The sequence below is a fragment of the Zafaria sp. Z1313 genome, assembly GCF_050563205.1.
In the GTDB taxonomy this organism is placed as follows: Bacteria; Actinomycetota; Actinomycetes; order Actinomycetales; family Micrococcaceae; genus JAZDCJ01.
On sequence record NZ_JBNWUK010000016.1, the window covers coordinates 1 to 17,791 of the forward strand.

Genomic DNA, 17,791 nt, shown 5'->3' on the forward strand with positions numbered 1-17,791 from the left:
CCCCCCGGCACGAACACCGGCTCAGGCAGGGCGCCTGTTGCTTCAGGGCCCAACAGTGTGCCATGGACCCGGGACCACCAACCCCCCACCGCTTTCCCACCCCACCCACACACCCCACAAAAAGGGGGCGCACGGACCAGGCGTACTCACGAACAGGGGACCAGCAAGATCCCAGGCCACGATTCATCGACATTCCACCCATGAGCGCCCGCCCGCCAACATCCGTGGCGGCAACGGGCAAACACTGAACACCACCACCAAAGGACATGCATCCCCGGCGGATAAGTGCTAGCTGCTCCTTAGAAAGGAGGTGATCCAGCCGCACCTTCCGGTACGGCTACCTTGTTACGACTTAGTCCCAATCGCCGGTCCCACCTTCGACGGCTCCCTCCCACAAGGGGTTGGGCCACCGGCTTCGGGTGTTACCAACTTTCGTGACTTGACGGGCGGTGTGTACAAGGCCCGGGAACGTATTCACCGCAGCGTTGCTGATCTGCGATTACTAGCGACTCCGACTTCATGGGGTCGAGTTGCAGACCCCAATCCGAACTGAGACCGGCTTTTTGGGATTAGCTCCACCTCACAGTATCGCAACCCTTTGTACCGGCCATTGTAGCATGCGTGAAGCCCAAGACATAAGGGGCATGATGATTTGACGTCGTCCCCACCTTCCTCCGAGTTGACCCCGGCAGTCTCCCATGAGTCCCCGGCATAACCCGCTGGCAACATGGAACGAGGGTTGCGCTCGTTGCGGGACTTAACCCAACATCTCACGACACGAGCTGACGACAACCATGCACCACCTGTGAACCGGCCCCAAAGGGGAAGGACTGTTTCCAGCCCGGTCCGGCCCATGTCAAGCCTTGGTAAGGTTCTTCGCGTTGCATCGAATTAATCCGCATGCTCCGCCGCTTGTGCGGGCCCCCGTCAATTCCTTTGAGTTTTAGCCTTGCGGCCGTACTCCCCAGGCGGGGCACTTAATGCGTTAGCTACGACGCGGAAAACGTGGAATGTCCCCCACATCTAGTGCCCAACGTTTACGGCATGGACTACCAGGGTATCTAATCCTGTTCGCTCCCCATGCTTTCGCTCCTCAGCGTCAGTTACTGCCCAGAGACCTGCCTTCGCCATCGGTGTTCCTCCTGATATCTGCGCATTTCACCGCTACACCAGGAATTCCAGTCTCCCCTACAGCACTCTAGCCTGCCCGTACCCACCGCAGATCCGGGGTTGAGCCCCGGACTTTCACGGCAGACGCGACAAACCGCCTACGAGCTCTTTACGCCCAATAATTCCGGATAACGCTCGCGCCCTACGTATTACCGCGGCTGCTGGCACGTAGTTAGCCGGCGCTTCTTCTGCAGGTACCGTCACTTGCGCTTCTTCCCTACTGAAAGAGGTTTACAACCCGAAGGCCGTCATCCCTCACGCGGCGTCGCTGCATCAGGCTTGCGCCCATTGTGCAATATTCCCCACTGCTGCCTCCCGTAGGAGTCTGGGCCGTGTCTCAGTCCCAGTGTGGCCGGTCACCCTCTCAGGCCGGCTACCCGTCGTCGCCTTGGTAGGCCATTACCCCACCAACAAGCTGATAGGCCGCGAGCCCATCCCCAACCAATGAATCTTTCCACCAACACACCATGCGGTGGCCGGTCATATCCGGTATTAGACCCAGTTTCCCAGGCTTATCCCAGAGTCGGGGGCAGGTTGCTCACGTGTTACTCACCCGTTCGCCACTAATCCACCCAGCAAGCTGGGCATCATCGTTCGACTTGCATGTGTTAAGCACGCCGCCAGCGTTCATCCTGAGCCAGGATCAAACTCTCCGTAAAAAAATACAGACACAACCAAACCCACAGGAAAATGCGGACCCAGCTGCACCAAGTCAAAAAATCCCGGCAAAAAACCCTCCCAGCACCACGGGGGTGGCACCAGAAAAGCCATTCACCAATACAAAAATCGGTGTCAACAAACATGGCACACTATTGAGTTCTCAAACAACAGGCACATCCAGCCTCCACAACCAACCCAACCGGCCGGCTGCTGCGCTCTGGAGCAACTTGTCCAAGCTACCCTACTGCGTGTCGTCCCGCAAATCCACCGTTTCCGGCTGATCTTCGGTACTCTTCGCGGTTCATCCGATCGATTCCGTGGCGCAGAGCACCGCGGTCCTTTTCGGACTGAATTTGAAGGGTTTGGCCGCCTCGCGATCTTCAGCGTTTCCGCTGTCCTCGTCCCGGCGACTCAGAAAACTTTACACTCCCCCGGAGGCAATGCCAAATCGGGGCGTCCCCCGTCGAAACTCCGCGTGAACACTGGGATCCGGCCCCCTTCGGCCACCCGCCTGGCCCGCTGCCCCGCAAACCGCGTCCTGAGGTTTGCATCACAGCGTCAGGGGACCTTCCTAGACTGGCCCCATGGCTACCGAACCGTCTTCCCCACGTACTCCGTCCCGGACCGGGCTGCCGGTCCTGGCCGAGCCGATCATCAATGCCCCGATGGCAGGGGCGGCCGGCGGTGCCCTCGCGGCGGCCGTCAGCCGCGCGGGCGGACTCGGCATGGTCGGAATCGGAGGAGAGGCCACGCCACAGTGGATCCATGAACAGGCCGTCCTCGCCGCGGCCCCGGACCTCCCGTGGGGCGCGGGCCTCATGGCCTGGGTCCTCGAATCGTCACTGGATCCCGTGCGTGTACTTCTCGATCACTCGCCGGCCCTGATCTGCGTCAGCTTCGGGGATCCGGGCCCGGCGGCGGAACTGGCCCGCGCGGCCGGCGTCGCGACTGCCATGCAGGTCGGGAACGCGGCCGAGCTGCGCCGGGCGCTGGAGGACGACATCGACGTCGTCGTGTGCCGCGGCGGCGAGGGCGGAGGCCACGGACGCAACGAGGCGGCGACCCTTCCCCTCCTGCAGTGGGCGTTCGATGCCACCGACAAGCCCGTGGTCGCCGCGGGAGGGATCGCGACGGCCCGTGGCGTGGCCGCCGTCCTGGCCGCGGGCGCCGCGGCGGCGTGGGTCGGCACGCGCTTCGCGGCCTGCTCGGAGGCGTTGGGCAAGCCGCAGGTCAAGGAGGCGATCTCCTCCGCGCGTCTCGACGGAACCGTCTACACCCGCGCCTTCGACATCGCCCAAGGCATCCCGTGGCCACGCGAGTACGGCGGCCGCGCCCTGCGCAACGACTTCAGCGGACGCTGGGCGGGACACGAGGCGGCGCTCGAGGCGGCCGTCGCGGCGGACCCCGGCATCCGCGACGGCATCCAGTCGGCGCGTGCCGCAGGGGACGCGTCCCAGGCTCCCGTCTATGCCGGCGAGGGCGCGGGTCTCGGCGGCCCGGGATCGGCGGCGGAGCTCGTCGCGGAACTCGCGGGCTTCAGGGGACACCTCGCGCGTGCGGCCCATGCCTGGTGACCTCCGCGCGTCGGACGCCGCGGCGCGGAAGGCCCCTGGTTCCGGCTGCGGGCCGGTAGCGAGGACATCCGGGGGCCCCCGTGGCTGAGCCCGACGGCCCCGGCGGAGGCGCACCGTGGGAGCATCCGGCGCTGAGCGCCGCCCAACGGGCGCTTCTGCGGGAGTGGTTCCCCGAAGCCCGGGGCACGGTGGACCACAGCTGGCCGTTCGGCATCACCGTGCTGCGCTTCGAGGCACCTGACGGGACGCTCATCCTCAAGGCCTCGGAGACCTCCCACCATCTGGCGCGTGAAGCGCGGGCGCACCGGGAGTGGCTGGCTCCCCTGCGCGGTGCGGCTCCGGGCAACGGACGGACAACGGCGGCCGGCCGCGGGCAGGGCCACGGGCCAGGACGCCGGCCCCCATCCGAGGCCGGGCCGGGCCGCGGATGGCGGGCCGAACCTAGGGGCGCGGCCGGGGCCCCTGGTGGAGCCAGGCCCGGCGCTCGTGCCGGATCTCCTGAGGTACGACGCCGGCCCCGCGCTCGTGCCGGATCTCCTGAGGTACGACGCCGATGCCGGGCTCCTCGTCACGCGGTACCTCCCGGGACGGATCGCGACGGGGACGCCGGCAGCGGGCGATCCGGACGCCTACCGGCAGGCCGGGCGGATGCTCGCACTGCTGCATTGCGGTCCGACGTCATCACCGCGGGACAAGGGCCGCTACGAGACGACGATGCTGCGCAAGTGCCGGTCCTGGCTCGACCGCGCGGAGGGCCCCTCGGCCGGACGGCCGCTGGCGCCCGCGCCGCATCTGGCCGCGGCCCGGAAGTGGCTGGACGGGTTCGTTCCCGCGCCCGTGGAGCTCGTGCCGACCCACGGGGACTTCCAGCCGCGGAACTGGATCGTGGACGCCACCGGGACGCTGGGCCTGATCGACTTCGGCCGGGCCGAGCTCCGCCCCTGGTACACCGACCTCGTCCGGCTCGAGCACCAGGAGTTCCTGGCCGATCCCGACCTGGCGCCAGCGCTGTTCGAGGGCTACGGCCGCCCGGATGGTCCCTTCACGCCCGGGCGCTGGCTGGACCACCTGGGCCAGTCGCTCGGCACCGTGGTCTGGTCCCACGACATGGGAGACGAGGGGTTCGAGGAGCACGGCCGCCGCATGCTGGCCCGGACCGTCGAGGCGCTCGCGTCCCCTCGGACCCATCGCCGGCCCGGGTAGGGGCCGCCACGGAACCCTAGGGAACCCTACGGGAGCCGTCGCCGACCCGAAGCCCGCGGGCCAACGGCGGGCCCGGGCCGGAATACACCCGCGTCGCGCCGTCCGCGAACAGGGCCGGCAACGCGGCGGCCGGGCACACGGCCGCCACGGACCGTTCGGGGCTACGCCCCGCCGAGCGGCATGTTGTCGATGAGGCGGACGGGACCGACCTGGGCTGCGACGAGCGCGAGCGCCTCGCCCGTGAACGGGGTCTCCCGGCAGTTGAACGCGAGCGGCTCCAGCGTGGAGGGATCGACGACCTCGAGGTAGTCCAGCTCGACGAGCGGCTGGCTGCGGATGAGGGCCTCGGCGTCGTCCAGGCCCAGCGGCTCGTGCGCGTCGGCGCGCTGCTTCAGCAGGAACAGTGCGCGCGAGAGGACCAGCGCGGCCTCGGCCTCCGCCTCCCCCAGGAAGCGGTTGCGGCTCGAGAGGGCCAGCCCCGCCCCGGAGCGGACGATCGGCACGGCGGCGATGTCGACGTCGTACGCCAGATCCGCGACGAGCCGGCGGATGATCGCCAGCTGCTGCGCGTCCTTCTGCCCGAAGTAGGCGCGGTAGCGGACCGGCACGGCGGTCTCCGGGTGCGGGGCCCCGTAGTGCAGGAGCTTCGCGACGACCGCGAGCATGCCGTCGAAGTGCCCGGGCCGCGAGGCGCCCTCGAACTTCCCGCCGAGGGGACCGCTCGAGACGGCCACGAGGGGCGGGCCGTCGGGGTAGACCTCCTCCTCGGCGGGCGCGAACACGACGTCGGCCCCGGCCCGCGCGAGCAGCGCGACGTCCTCGTCGAGGGTGCGCGGGTAGCGCTCGAAGTCGGCGGGGTCGTTGAACTGGAGCCGGTTGACGAACACGGAGACCACGACGACGTCGTTCTGCGCGCGCGCCTGCGCGACGAGCGCCGCGTGGCCGTCGTGCAGCGCGCCCATCGTGGGCACGAGGCCCAGCGTCCGGGGCCGCGTTCCGGCGGCCGGGACCACACGGGCGGAGGACGACTCCGGGGCACCGGCTTCCCCGGGCTGCTCCCCTGGTGCGGTGCCGGGGGAAGCGGCGTTCGACGCCGGGGCGCCCTCGTGGACGGCTTCGAGGAGCGAACGCGTGGCGGCCTTGAGCTCTGCCACGGTCGTCACGATGCGCGGCGCGGTGGGGGTCTGGTTCACCGCAGCAGTCTACGACGCGGGATCCGCGGGGCCGAGCGCGTCGAGGACCGCCGCGGCCTGGGCCTCCGTGAGCAGCCCCCGGGCCAGCGCCCGCTGGGCCGTGGCGCGGGCGAGCGAAAGGTAGGCGGCGCGGACGTCGGCCGGGACGCCGTGGCGCACGAGCGCCGCCCGGTGGACGTCCACCGTGCCGGAGTCGCCGCGGGCGACCGGGCCCGTCAACGCGCCCTCACCGGACGCGAGGGCGTTCTCGAGCGAGGCCCTCATGAGCGGCCCCAGCACCCGGTCGGGGCGCTCGATGCCGATCGAGCGCAAGAGCTCCGCGGACTGGCCCGTGATCGTGACCAGGTGGTTGGAGGCGTGGGCGAGCGCCGCGTGGTAGAGCGTCCGGTCCTCCTCCGCGATCACGGTGGATTCGGCGCCCATCTCCACGACGAGCGCCTGTGCGATCGGCAGGACGGGCGCGGCCGCCGTGACCCCGAACAGGCAGTCCTGGAGCCGGACCAGGTCGAGGCTCATGCCGGTGAAGCTCATGGCCGGGTGGATGGCGAGCGGGATCGCGCCCGCCTCGCGCGCAGGTTCCAGGACGGCGGTCCCGAAGCGTCCTGCCGTGTGGACCACGAGCTGGCCGACCTGCCAGTGACCGGCCTCGGCGAGACCCCGGACAAGGGGTGCCAGCTCGTCGTCCGGCACGGCCAGGAGGACCAGCTCGGAGCGGCGGACGATCTCCGGGATGGGCAGGACGGGCACATCCGGCAGGAGCATCTCGGCGCGTTCGCGCGAGGCCTCCGACACGGCGTGCACGCCCACCACCGCGTGCTCGGCGGCGCGCAGGGCCGCGCCGAGGACCGCTCCGACCTTGCCGGCACCGATGACGCCGATCCCCAGGCGTCCCGGCCTACCCACGCTCGTCCTCCTGCTCGGCGCCGGCGCGGTCCGCCGGCCGCCCTGGCCCGGCGGGCCGGGTCGGCGCATGGGCGTCATCCAGCGGCTCCGCCACGGCGGGCCCAGCCGGAGCGACCGGGCGCCCCGGTTCGCTGGATGCCGCCGGCACGCCCGCCGCGGCGGGCTCCTCGAGCCAGTGGTCGCGGTCGCGCAGGTGCCGGGCGGCGGCGGCGCGGGCGGACTGCTCGGTGAAGAAGGCGCGGGCGGCATCGACGGGGGCCTGGATGATCCGCGGGGAGACGGGGCCGTCCGTCGTCGCGAGCTCGACGTCCGCGACGCCGAAGCGCCGCGCGAGCGGCCCCTGGGACAGCGTGATGCCCTGCGTCCTCTCGTGCGGGACCAGGACGAGGCGCCGCACGAGTCGGCCGGTGCGGATCACGACGGCGGTACCGGTGGCCGTGAACCCCTGGCGCCTCCAGGCGATGGGCGCGATCGGGCGCGCGCGCCGCGGGGTGTTGGTGAACCCCTCGGCGTCGCCGCTGCCGGCGATCCCGGCCTCGACGAGCTCGACGGGCCGGTCCGTCCCGGCGTCGGGCAGGATCACGGAGAGCACGTTGAAGACGTCCTCCCGCGTCCCGACGGGCAGCACGGTGGAGCGGCTCTCGCCGTCGGATCCGTAGCCGGCGACGTTGACGACGATCTTGTGCCAGCCGAAGCGCTTCCAGATGATGCCCTGCGTGACCTGGACGGCCTGCACGCGCCCCGGGGGGACGGTCTGGTGGCGCGTGTCCAGCAGACCGTAGCTCAACCGGAGCCCGTCCGCCCCGATGGCGGCGCGGAAGTTGTAGCCCGTGTTGAACTGGGCCCACAGGTATGGGACCAGGCCGATGAGTCCGGGGATCAGGAACACCACGGAGAACCCGCCGTCGGTCAGCGACGAGAGCAGGAGGCCGCCGCCGATCAGGACCACGACGAACCACAGCCACGGGTTCACGACGACGGATCCGAGCAAGCGCAGCGGCGGGACGGACGCCACGACGCGCTCGTCGGCCTCGGGCGCGGTCTCCTGCACGGCGGCGCCGGTCTGGCGCGGGACGTCGTACGACGCCGGGGCCCCGCCCGGGTGCCCGGGTGCGGTTCCCGCGCCACCGGCGGCGACGCCGGCCGGTGGCGCGATGGCCCCGTCGGGGAAGGTCCCTGCCGCCCCGACGGCCGGGTGGAACGGGCCGTCCCCGGCGTCGGACCGGCCATCGACGGCTCCGGAATCCGGGACCCCTCCGAGGGCGTTCCCGGTCCCGGGGCCGTCGACACCGGCGCCCGGCGCTCCCGGACCCGCGATCCCCGGGCCGCCCGTCGCCCCTGCGGTTGCCGCTCCCCCCGGTGCCGTCGGCGCGGACGGCGCGGCCCCGGCGTCGTTCTGGGCCTTGAGTCCCGCCGCCCGGGCGAGGATGAGGTTGCGCAGCCGCTTGGCCTCGTCGAGCTTGACGAAGGCGAGGTTCATCGCGGTCGAGCCGCCGTCGGCGACCTCGAACTTCAGCTCCGCCAGCCCGACGATGCGGGCCAGGAGGGGCTGGGCGATGTCGATCGCCTGGACGCGGTCGATCCGGGCCTGGCGCTGCTGGCGGAACACGACGCCGGAGTTCACGTTCACGTGGCGCTCGGTGATCTGGTACTTGGTGAAGTACCAGGACAGGAAGAAGCCCAGGACGATCAGGAGCAGGATGCCCAGGCCGATCCCGAGCACGATGAGCAGGTCGGCGTCGACCGTGAAGCCGCCGGGACCCTCCCCCGCCGTGACGAGGTCGTCGACCCAGTTCTGGCCCCAGAAGAACGCGATCGCGACGAGGGCGATCCAGCCGCGCACGAGCGGGGACACCGGGTGGACGCGCGTCCACGGGACCTCGGGAGGCGCCGGCTGGCCGGCCGGGGCCGCGTGCTCGGGCGGGACCGGCCCCGGGCCGCGGCCCGGCTCGGACGAATCGGGGGTCGGCTCGCTCACAGCCCGGCCAGCCTCGCCTCGCCGCGGGCCGAGAGCTGCTCGCGCAAGCGGGCCCCCTCGGCGGCGGGGAGCCCCGGGATCGAGGCCGTCACGCTGCCCGCGGCGGTGTGCAGCTGCACGGTGCACAGCCCCAGGGCGCGGTCGATCGGGCCGACGGCGACGTCGACGTACTGCATGCGGCCGTAGGGGACCACGAGGACCTGCTGGAAGAGGATCCCGGAGCGCACGAGCAGGTCGTCGTCCCGCTCGGCGTAGCCCAGGGCGCGCACCTGGCGCGGGATGACGGCGAGGTAGACGAGGAACAGGACGGCCACGACGGCGGGCACTCCCCACGCGAGCCAAGCGGGGTAGCCGGGCCAGACGCCGGTGAGGCGCAGCACGAGCGGGACGCTGAGCACGGCGGTGAAGACGAGCGCGGTGATCGCGGTGCCGACGAGCCGCACCGTGGCGTACTGCGGGGACACGCGGCGCCAGTCCAGGCCCTCCGGGTCAACTGGTTCCTGTGGCATACCCCTCGTTGTCCTCCCTGCTGTCGCGTTCCGCGCCCGGCGCGGGTCCGTCCGGTGGCAGCCTGCAGAACTGCTCCACCAACCATCCCACGATAATCATCACGGCCGCTCCGGCCATCATCACGAAGGATGAGACCACCGCCGGGCTGCCCGCGCGGACCGCCCCCATGAGGTCGATCAGGATGCCGGCGTGCCAGCCGAGGATCATCGCCCCCGCATAGGCCGTGGCCTGCGCGAGCACGAGCGTGCGCGCCGCGACGAGGGGATTGAGCGGCTTCACGGAGCGGGCCTTCGGGGCGCCCGTCCCGTGCTCGCGCCGCTCGCGCAGGGCCTGCTGGTGCCGGCGGACGCGCAGCCCGAAGCCCAGGGTGATGAGGGATCCGGCGCCCATCGTGATGAGCGACGTCCAATGCAGCACCGGGGCCGCGAGCCCGTTGGAGGAAGTCAGCAGGTGGCCGGCCCAGCCCGCGATGACGGAACCGAGGACGATCGCCAGGAGCCACAAGGGGCGGATGGCCTGCATGCCGGATCAGCCCCCGGCGTAGGGTTCGAGCCCGTCGAGGTCCGGTGCCCGCGACGCCAGTTCGCCGACCGGCGTGCCGCCCAGCTGGGCGTCCGGATCCATCCACGCCCACGGCTGCAGCACGAAGGCGCGCTCGGCCGCCCGCGGGTGCGGGATGGTGAGCTCGGGAAGGTCCAGCTCGACCTCGCCGTAGGTGATGATGTCGACGTCGAGCGTGCGCGGCCCCCACCGGACCCCGCGGACCCGGTGGTGGGCGTCCTCGACGGACTGGCAGTGGCGCAGCAGCGCCACGGGCGCCAGGGTCGTCTCCACCTCGAGCACCATGTTCAGGTAGTCCGGCTGACCGTCCGGCCCGCCGACCGGCCGGGTCTGCACGACCTCGGAGACCTGGCAGAGCCGCATCTGGGGGTGCGCGACGAGGTCGGCGACGGCGTTGGAGAGCGTGTCCGAGCGCTCGCCCAGGTTCGAGCCGAGCGCGAGCACCGCGGTCACGGGCGACCTCGGGGCGTCCGGCGCGGCCGGACCGTCCGGCGTGCCGGCCGGCGTGGTTGCGTCGTTCATGCGCGCTCCCGGTGGATCGTGATGGATACGTCGCCGAACGGCACCTCGATGGGGGCCTTGGGCTTGTGGACGGTGACGTCGACGGCTTCGACGGAAAAGCGCTCCAGGACGACCGCGGCGATGCGCTCCGTGAGCGTCTCGATGAGGTCGTACGGACCGGACGTGACCTCGGTCTTGACCGCCTCGGCGAGCTCCCCGTAGTTGGTGGTGTCCGCGAGGTCGTCGGAGGCCGCCGCCGCCCGGATGTCGGTATGCAGGACGACGTCCACGACGAACGGCTGCCCGTTGCGCTTCTCGTGCTCGAACACGCCGTGGTAGCCGACCGCGGTGATGCCGCTGAGGCTGATCAGGTCCCGCGCCCTGGTCCCGGGAGCGCTCCGCGTCCCGCGCGCCGCCTCCGCGGTCCCCGCCACGGCTAGGCCCTGGCTCCGGTCGCCGCGACGGCCGGGACAGCCCCGTTGCCTCCCGCGGAGCCCCAGGCGGTGGCGACCTTGACGGCGTCGAGGGTCCCCTCGACGTCGTGCACGCGCACGCCCCAGGCCCCGGAGGCGGCGGCGAGCGCGCTCGTCGCCGCCGTCGCGGTGTCCCGCTCGGCCGGGGCGGCGGGCTTGCCGGCCTCGGAGAGCAGCGCGCCGAGGAAGCGCTTGCGGGAGGTCCCGACGAGCACGGGGTGGCCGAGCCCGCGCAGCTCGTCGAGGCCGGCGAGCAGGGCCCAGTTGTGGGCGTGGTCCTTGGCGAAGCCCAGTCCCGGGTCCACGATGATGTGCTTCGGGTCGACGCCCGCGGCGACGAAGCGGTCGCGCAGTTCGCGCAGCTCCGCGACGACCTCGGCGACGACGTCCTGGTAGTCCGCCTCGGTGGACATGGACTGCGCGTCCCCCCGGCGGTGCATGAGCACGTAGGGGACCTTGCGCTCGGCGATGAGCGCCGGCATGTCCGGCTCGTGCGTCAGCCCCGAGACGTCGTTGACGATCTGCGCGCCGGCGTCGAGCGCCGCGCGCGCGGTGGAGGTGTGCATCGTGTCCACGGACACGAGCGCGCCGGCCTTCACGAGGGCCTTGATGACGGGCAGGATGCGTCCCTGCTCCTCGGCCGGGTCCACGAAGTCCGCGCCGGGCCGGGTGGACTCCCCGCCGACGTCGATGATGTCCGCGCCGGCGTAGAACATGCGCAGGCCGTGGTTGATGGCGTCGTCGGCCTTGACGTACTTGCCGCCGTCGCTGAAGGAGTCCTGGGTGACGTTGAGGATGCCCATGACCAGGGTGCGGTCCGTCGGCAGGTCCGCGAAGGTGCGCGGCGCCTTGACGGGGCGGATGACGGGAAGGGGGGAGGTGGCGGGTCCGGTTCCGGGGATGGCTCCGAGGGACATGGTGACCTACTTTCCGAGAATGAGGCTCATGGCCTCGGCGCGGGTGGCCGGTTCGCGCAGCTGGCCGCGGACGGCGCTGGTGACCGTCTTGGCTCCGGGCTTGCGGACGCCCCGCATGGACATGCACATGTGCTCGCACTCGACGACGACGATGGCCCCGCGGGGGTCGAGGTGTGTCATGAGTGCTTCCACGATCTGGGTGGTGAGGCGCTCCTGCACCTGCGGGCGGCGGGCGTAGAGCTCGACGAGCCGGGCCAGCTTGCTCAGGCCCGTGACGTGGCCGCTCGCACCGGGGATGTAGCCGATGTGCGCGGAACCGTGGAACGGAACCAGGTGGTGCTCGCATGTGGAGTAGAAGGGGATGTCCTTGACCAGGACGAGCTCGCCGTGGTCGATGTCGAACGTCGTCCCCAGCAGCTCGGCCGGGTCCTGGTGGAGCCCCGAGAAGAACTCGGCGTAGGCCTTGGCGACCCGCTTCGGGGTGTCCCGCAGGCCCTCGCGGTCCGGGTCCTCCCCGATGGCCTCGAGGATGTCGCGGACGGCCCGCGCGATGCGGTCCTGGTCCACGGCGGGCGCCGCCAGGGCGCCGTTGCTGCTGAGCTCGTCGATGTCCGTCACAGTCTCGATCCTAGCCTGCGCCCGTGCCGGGACCGCCGCCGGGAGCCGTTCCCCCGGGCCCCGCGGAGGGCCCGGAACCGGGCTGCGCGCCGCCGGTGCCGCCCGGGAATCCGCCGCCTGCTCCGGCGTCGTTCCCTCCCGGACCGGGCGTTCCACCCGGGAGCGCGGGGGCACCGGAGGGATCGATGACGACGTCGGAGTGCCCGGTGCCGTCTTCCCCCTCACCGGCGTCGCGGGACCGTCCGGCCTCCTCGGCCTGCCGGCGCTCGCGCGGGGACTGGACGGGGCCGCGCTCGTGCACGGGCCGGGAGTCCTTGGAGAGCCAGACGTCGCGCACGGGGCGCTTGACGATGTCCGCGAAGACCTCGGCGATCTCCTTCTGGTTCAGGGTCTCGTGCTCGAGCAGCTCGAGGGCCAGGCGGTCCAGGACGTGGCGGTTCTCGGTGAGGATCGCGTACGCCTCGTCGTGGGCGGCGTCGATCAGGGCGCGCACCTCCTGGTCGACGATCCCGGCGATGGACTCCGAGTAGTCACGGTCGTGGCCCGCGTCGCGGCCCAGGAAGGGCTCGCCTCCGCCGGAGCCGAGCTTCACGGCGCCGATGCGCTCGCTCATGCCGTACTGGGTGACCATCTTGCGGGCCGTGGCGGTGGCCTTCTCGATGTCGTTGGACGCGCCCGTCGAGGGGTCGTGGAAGATGATCTCCTCGGCCACGCGGCCGCCCATCGCGTAGGCGAGCTGGTCCAGGAGCTCGTTGCGGGTCACGGAGTACTTGTCGTCGTCCGGGACCACCATGGTGTAGCCGAGCGCGCGGCCGCGGGGCAGGATCGTGACCTTAGTGACGGGGGCGGAGTGGCGCAGCGCCGCGGCGACGAGCGCGTGCCCGCCCTCGTGGTAGGCGGTGATCTTGCGTTCGTGCTCCTTCATGAGCCGCGAGCGCTTCTGCGGTCCGGCCATGACGCGGTCGATCGCCTCGTCGAGGGCGCGGTCGTCGACGAGCTGGGCGTTGGAGCGCGCCGTGAGCAGCGCGGCCTCGTTGAGCACGTTGGCCAGGTCCGCGCCGGTGTAGCCGGGGGTCTTCTTCGCGACGGCGTGCAGGTCCACGTTCTCGGTCATCGGCTTGCCCTTGGCGTGCACGCGCAGGATCTGCTCGCGGCCGGCCAGATCGGGGGCCTCGACGGGGATCTGCCGGTCGAAGCGGCCGGGACGCAGCAGGGCCGGGTCGAGGACGTCCGGGCGGTTGGTGGCGGCGATGAGGATGACGTTGGTGTTGGCGTCGAAGCCGTCCATCTCCACGAGCAGCTGGTTCAGGGTCTGCTCGCGCTCGTCGTTGCCGCCGCCGACGCCGGCGCCGCGGTGGCGGCCGACCGCGTCGATCTCGTCGACGAAGATGATGGCCGGGGAGTTGTTCTTGGCCTGCTCGAACAGGTCACGCACGCGAGAGGCGCCGACGCCGACGAACATCTCCACGAAGTCGGAGCCGGAGATGGAGTAGAAGGGCACACCGGCCTCGCCCGCGACGGCCTTGGCGAGCAGGGTCTTGCCGGTTCCCGGGGGGCCGTACAACAGGACGCCCTTGGGGATCTTGGCCCCGACGGCCTGGAACTTCGCGGGATCCTGGAGGAACTCCTTGATCTCGTGCAGCTCCTCCACGGCCTCCTCGGCGCCCGCGACGTCGACGAAGGTGACCTGGGGCATGTCCTTGGTGATGAGCTTCGCCTTGGACTTGCCGAACTGCATGACCTTGGAGCCGCCACCCTGGGCGCGGGAGAGCAGGAACCAGAACAGCAGGGCGATCAGCATGAACGGGATGATGATGCCGAGCATGCTCAGGAACCAGTTGCTCTGCACGGGCTGGTCGGTGAAGCCCTGCAGGTCCGCGGCGTCCATGGCCGCGATGACGTCCTCGGCGCGGGCCTCCGAGTAGAAGAAGGAGACCTTGGTGCCCTTGTCCACGCCGTCGAGGGTGAACGGCTCCTTGAGGGAGAGGTCCACGCGCTGGTCGCCGTCGAAGATCTTCGCCTCGGTGGCCTTGTCCTCCTGCAGCAGCTGCAGGCCGACGCTCGTGTCCAGCCGGCCCGTGTTGTTCGAGGTCAGCGAGGGGAGGAACACGATCAGCGCGACGACGCCGATCAGGACCCAGATGGCCCAGCTGTTGAAGATCTTCTTGGCGTTCATGCTGTTGGGGGTCCCGTCCCCCGTCCCTCCTGGTCGAACTGAGCGGCGGCGATGCGTCGCCTTACAGCATCGCACCACCGCACCTCTTCACGCATGGCGCGCGGCAAAAGTTCCCTCAGGGCGTAGCGGGGCGCAACGCCCCGGCGTCGTCCCGCCCCGGTCCCCCGCAGGCGGGCCCGGGGCGCGGCTCCGGTGAGTGGATCAGGCGTAGACGTGCGGCGCGAGCGTGCCGATGAAGTCCAGGTTGCGGTACTTCTCTGCGAAGTCGAGGCCGTAGCCCACGACGAACTCGTTGGGGATGTCCATGCCGACGTACTTGACGTCGATCTCCACCTTGGCGGCCTCGGGCTTGCGCAGGAGCGTGCAGATCTCGACCGAGGCGGGGCCGCGGGAGATCAGGTTGGCCTTGAGCCAGGACAGCGTCAGGCCGGAGTCGATGATGTCCTCGACGATGAGCACGTGCTTGCCCATGAGGTCGGTGTCGAGGTCCTTGAGGATCCGCACGACGCCGGAGGACTGGGTGCCGGAGCCGTAGGAGGAGACGGCCATCCAGTCCATCGTGACGTGGCTGTGGAGGGCGCGGACCAGGTCGGCCATGACCATGACGGCGCCCTTGAGCACGCCCACGACGAGGATGTCGCGGCCCTCGTAGTCGCGGTCGATCTGCGCGGCGAGCTCGTTGATCTTCTCCTGGATCTGCTCTTTGGTGTACAGCACGTGGGCCAGGTCGGCCTGGACGTCGTTCGAATCCACGAAGGTGCTCCTGTGGTCGGGGGTGCCTGCGCCGGGGCGGTAAGGGATGCGCGTCGCTTCCAAGGGTGCCACAGCACGGGGCCCGGTGGACAACTTCCGCGGGATTCCGGGGTGTGCGGGTCCGGCGGGGGCGCCTCGGGCTGCGCGGCGACCGGCGGGGAACGGCGCGCGGATGGCGGAGCATTCCGCTGCGCCGCGGCTACGGTTCGCGCCGCAGCTGCAGGAGGCGCCGCGGCGGCCCGCCCGGGGCGGCGCGGCGGAGCCGGCGGGCCCGCACGTGGCCCGCGAGCTGCACGGGCCCGGCGGATCCGGTGCCGGCCGCGAGCCGCTCGAGCGCGGCCGTGCGTTCGAGCGTGGGGGTCTCCCCTCCGGCGCGGACGGCCGCGAGGCGGAGCACGCGGGAGCGCAGGGCGGGGCCGAGGAGGCGGAGCGCGTCGAGGTCCAGGACGACGGCGGAGCCCGGCCCGGGCGCCTCGGTCGCGGACCCCGGGAGGCCGGCGGCGTCCGGTGCGGAGGCGGCAGGACGGGATGCGCCGGAACCAGGCGCGCCAACACCGGGGGGCTCGGCGGGCTGCACGAGGACCCGGGCCAGGGCGGCGTCGGCCTCGGCGTCGAGGTGGTCGGCGTCCCTCCCGGCGAGCGCGGCGGTGCGCGCGAGGGCCTCGGCGAGGCCGGGGCCGAGCGCGTCCTCGAGGAACGGGAGCACGTCGAGGCGCACCCGGTTGCGCAGGGCGGTCCGCTCCCGGTTGGACGGGTCCTCCCAGTAGTCCAGGCCCTCGTGCCGGCATACGGCCTCCGTCTGCTGGCGACGGATCGCCAGGAGCGGACGGAGGTAGGGGCCGCGGCGGGTGGGCATCCCGGCCACGGAGCGCGTCCCGGAGCCGCGGGCCAGCCCCAGGAGGACCTGTTCGGCCTGGTCGTCGAGCGTGTGGCCGAGGAGGACCAGGCGGGCGCCGCTCGACCGGAGCGCGTCCTCGAAGGCGGCGTAGCGCGCGCTGCGGGCCTGCTCCTCGGTGCCCGGCTCCGCGACGTCGGCGCGCAGGAGCAGGACCGGGTCCAGCCCGAGCCCGCCCAGCTGGCCGGCGGCCCGGTCCGCGGCCTCGGCGCTGCCGGCCTGGAGGCCGTGGTCGACGACGACCGCCCCGGCCCGCAGCCCCTCCGTCCGCGCCAGGAAGCCGGCCGCCGCCGCGAGGGCGAGCGAGTCGGCCCCGCCGCTGCACGCCACCAGGACGTCCGGACCGTCCGGGCGGGAGGGGGCCCCGGCGTCGTTCCCCGGTACCCCGGTCAGGGGGGGACGGAAGGAGGAACCGGCGTCGTCCCCGGAGAGCGCCGCGCGGAGGGCGTTCCGGACCGCGGCGACGGGCGCGGGGAGGTTACCGCCCATGGGGGCGCTCCGGGGCGGCGGTGCGGGGCTGCATGCACTCCATGAGACCACGGGCGGCGCTCAGCGGGCGACGCGCGCGACCCACTCCTCGGGATGGTGCAGCTCCCGCTCGCTCGGCAGGTTCTCCGCGCGCTCCCAGACGGCGTTGAAGCCCTCCATCCCGACCTCCTTGACGACGGCCGCGACGAACTTCTGCCCGTCCGCGTACTGGCGCATCTTCGCCTCGAGCCCGAGGACGCGCCGCAGCCACGTCTCGACGGGACCACGATTGGCGCCGCGCTGGTTGAAACGCCGGCGGATGGTCTTCACGCTCGGCACGATCGACGCGTCGACGGCGTCCATCACGACGTTCGCGTGCCCCTCGAGCAGGCTCATCACGGCGGTCAGGTGGCTCATCACCGCCTGGTCCTCGGGATCCTGCAGCGCCGTCAGGAGCGCCGGGCCGGAGCCCTTCCCCTCCCCCGCAGCGTCCTCCGGGGACGACGCCGGGGCCCGCCCCGCGCGGGCATCGAGCGCCTCCCGGGCGGCGGCCTTGAGCCGCTCCCCGAGCCCGTCGGCCTTGTCCAGCAGGCCGGAGGTCAGGGCGCCGATGTTCTCGCGCAAGTGGTCCCGCAGCCACGGGGCGGCCGCGAACTGCACGCGGTGCGTCTGCTCGTGCAGGCAGACCCAGAGCCGGAAATCGTCGGGCTCGACGTTGAGCTCCCGCTCGATTTCCACGATGTTCGGGGCAACGAGGAGCAGGCGGCCGCCCGCGGGCAGCCCGGGGCGCAGGAGCCCGGCGAAGGGATCGTACTGGCCGAGGACCTTGGAGGCGAGGAAGGAGAGGATGGCGCCCATCTCGGCGCCGGTGACGCCTCCGCCGATCGCCGCGCCGCTGCCGGAGAGCTTGTCCCCCTTGGTCTCCGCGAGGCGGCGCAGCGCGGGGTCCAGGAGCGCCTGGAAGCTCTGGATGTTCGCCTTGGCCCACGAGGAGCGGTCCACCACGAGCACGGAGGAGTCGCGCAGCCCGCGGGCCGCGTCGAGCCCCGTGATGCGGTGGACGTGCTCGACGGAGGCGTCCGCGTGGGCGCGCAGTTCCTCGACAAGCTGCTCGATCTCACGGGTCTTCAACTTGGGTCCGGCCGTCGTGAGCCGTGCCGCCGTGGCCGCGGCGAGGTCCCAGTTGATCAGCGGCGCGGGCGGGGCGGGCGTGTCCTGGGTCTCCATGGGAGCCATCC

Annotated in this window: 15 protein-coding genes and 1 rRNA gene; 2 read left to right on the forward strand and 14 right to left on the reverse strand. The window is 71.7% G+C overall.

Going from position 1 to position 17,791, the window contains the following annotated elements:
- Nucleotides 1-303: 303 nt before the first annotated feature.
- Nucleotides 304-1,829 (reverse strand): 16S ribosomal RNA (locus ACQ3I4_RS13085).
- Nucleotides 1,830-2,414: 585 nt separating this feature from the next.
- Here ACQ3I4_RS13085 and ACQ3I4_RS13090 point away from each other — a divergent pair.
- Together ACQ3I4_RS13090 and ACQ3I4_RS13095 are read left to right on the forward strand one after the other, a co-directional pair.
- Nucleotides 2,415-3,404 carry an NAD(P)H-dependent flavin oxidoreductase gene (locus ACQ3I4_RS13090; RefSeq protein WP_329861896.1) on the forward strand — a complete coding sequence of 330 codons (990 nt, stop codon included), beginning with the start codon at nucleotides 2,415-2,417 and terminating at the stop codon, nucleotides 3,402-3,404.
- Nucleotides 3,405-3,890: 486 nt separating this feature from the next.
- The gene (locus tag ACQ3I4_RS13095) at nucleotides 3,891-4,607 is read left to right on the forward strand and encodes an aminoglycoside phosphotransferase family protein (protein WP_430633710.1); all 717 of its coding nucleotides are present in this window, start codon (nucleotides 3,891-3,893) and stop codon (nucleotides 4,605-4,607) included.
- Nucleotides 4,608-4,768: 161 nt separating this feature from the next.
- Here ACQ3I4_RS13095 and panC read toward each other — a convergent pair whose 3' ends face one another.
- The 13 genes from panC to ACQ3I4_RS13160 form a co-directional block, all read right to left on the reverse strand.
- On the reverse strand, nucleotides 4,769-5,620 hold the full coding sequence (gene panC, locus ACQ3I4_RS13100) for a pantoate--beta-alanine ligase (RefSeq protein WP_430633731.1): 852 nt from the start codon (nucleotides 5,618-5,620) through the stop codon (nucleotides 4,769-4,771).
- Nucleotides 5,621-5,809: 189 nt separating this feature from the next.
- The gene (locus tag ACQ3I4_RS13105; protein WP_329861898.1) at nucleotides 5,810-6,703 is read right to left on the reverse strand and encodes a Rossmann-like and DUF2520 domain-containing protein; all 894 of its coding nucleotides are present in this window, start codon (nucleotides 6,701-6,703) and stop codon (nucleotides 5,810-5,812) included.
- On the reverse strand, nucleotides 6,696-8,681 hold the full coding sequence (locus ACQ3I4_RS13110) for a PH domain-containing protein (protein ID WP_329861899.1): 1,986 nt from the start codon (nucleotides 8,679-8,681) through the stop codon (nucleotides 6,696-6,698). The genes ACQ3I4_RS13105 and ACQ3I4_RS13110 overlap by 8 nt, the downstream gene beginning before the upstream one ends.
- Nucleotides 8,678-9,190, reverse strand: a complete 513-nt coding sequence (locus ACQ3I4_RS13115) for a PH domain-containing protein (RefSeq protein ID WP_329861900.1) — start codon at nucleotides 9,188-9,190, stop codon at nucleotides 8,678-8,680. The genes ACQ3I4_RS13110 and ACQ3I4_RS13115 overlap by 4 nt, the downstream gene beginning before the upstream one ends.
- Complete coding sequence (locus tag ACQ3I4_RS13120; protein WP_329861901.1) at nucleotides 9,171-9,713, reverse strand: DUF3180 domain-containing protein; 543 nt, start codon at nucleotides 9,711-9,713, stop codon at nucleotides 9,171-9,173. Before ACQ3I4_RS13120 ends, ACQ3I4_RS13115 begins: the two co-directional genes overlap by 20 nt.
- 6 nt (nucleotides 9,714-9,719) lie before the next feature.
- Entirely contained in the window at nucleotides 9,720-10,274 is a 555-nt protein-coding gene (folK, locus tag ACQ3I4_RS13125; RefSeq protein WP_329861902.1) for a 2-amino-4-hydroxy-6-hydroxymethyldihydropteridine diphosphokinase, read from the reverse strand.
- Nucleotides 10,271-10,687, reverse strand: coding sequence for a dihydroneopterin aldolase (folB, locus tag ACQ3I4_RS13130; RefSeq protein WP_430633711.1), 417 nt, complete (start codon nucleotides 10,685-10,687; stop codon nucleotides 10,271-10,273). Before folB ends, folK begins: the two co-directional genes overlap by 4 nt.
- 2 nt (nucleotides 10,688-10,689) lie before the next feature.
- Nucleotides 10,690-11,643, reverse strand: coding sequence for a dihydropteroate synthase (gene folP / locus ACQ3I4_RS13135; protein ID WP_329861904.1), 954 nt, complete (start codon nucleotides 11,641-11,643; stop codon nucleotides 10,690-10,692).
- Nucleotides 11,644-11,649: 6 nt separating this feature from the next.
- The gene (gene folE / locus ACQ3I4_RS13140; protein ID WP_329861905.1) at nucleotides 11,650-12,261 is read right to left on the reverse strand and encodes a GTP cyclohydrolase I FolE; all 612 of its coding nucleotides are present in this window, start codon (nucleotides 12,259-12,261) and stop codon (nucleotides 11,650-11,652) included.
- Between the two features lie 10 nt (nucleotides 12,262-12,271).
- Nucleotides 12,272-14,437 (reverse strand): ATP-dependent zinc metalloprotease FtsH, encoded by a 2,166-nt coding sequence (gene ftsH / locus ACQ3I4_RS13145; RefSeq protein WP_329861906.1) that lies wholly within the window; start codon nucleotides 14,435-14,437, stop codon nucleotides 12,272-12,274.
- 201 nt (nucleotides 14,438-14,638) lie between these two features.
- Nucleotides 14,639-15,190: a hypoxanthine phosphoribosyltransferase gene (hpt, locus tag ACQ3I4_RS13150; protein WP_329861907.1), complete on the reverse strand. Its 552-nt coding sequence runs from the start codon at nucleotides 15,188-15,190 to the stop codon at nucleotides 14,639-14,641.
- 199 nt (nucleotides 15,191-15,389) lie between these two features.
- A complete protein-coding gene (tilS, locus tag ACQ3I4_RS13155) occupies nucleotides 15,390-16,574 on the reverse strand; it encodes a tRNA lysidine(34) synthetase TilS (RefSeq protein ID WP_329861908.1) in 1,185 nt (394 codons plus the stop codon).
- Between the two features lie 60 nt (nucleotides 16,575-16,634).
- Complete coding sequence (locus ACQ3I4_RS13160) at nucleotides 16,635-17,780, reverse strand: zinc-dependent metalloprotease (protein ID WP_329861909.1); 1,146 nt, start codon at nucleotides 17,778-17,780, stop codon at nucleotides 16,635-16,637.
- Nucleotides 17,781-17,791: the final 11 nt, after the last annotated feature.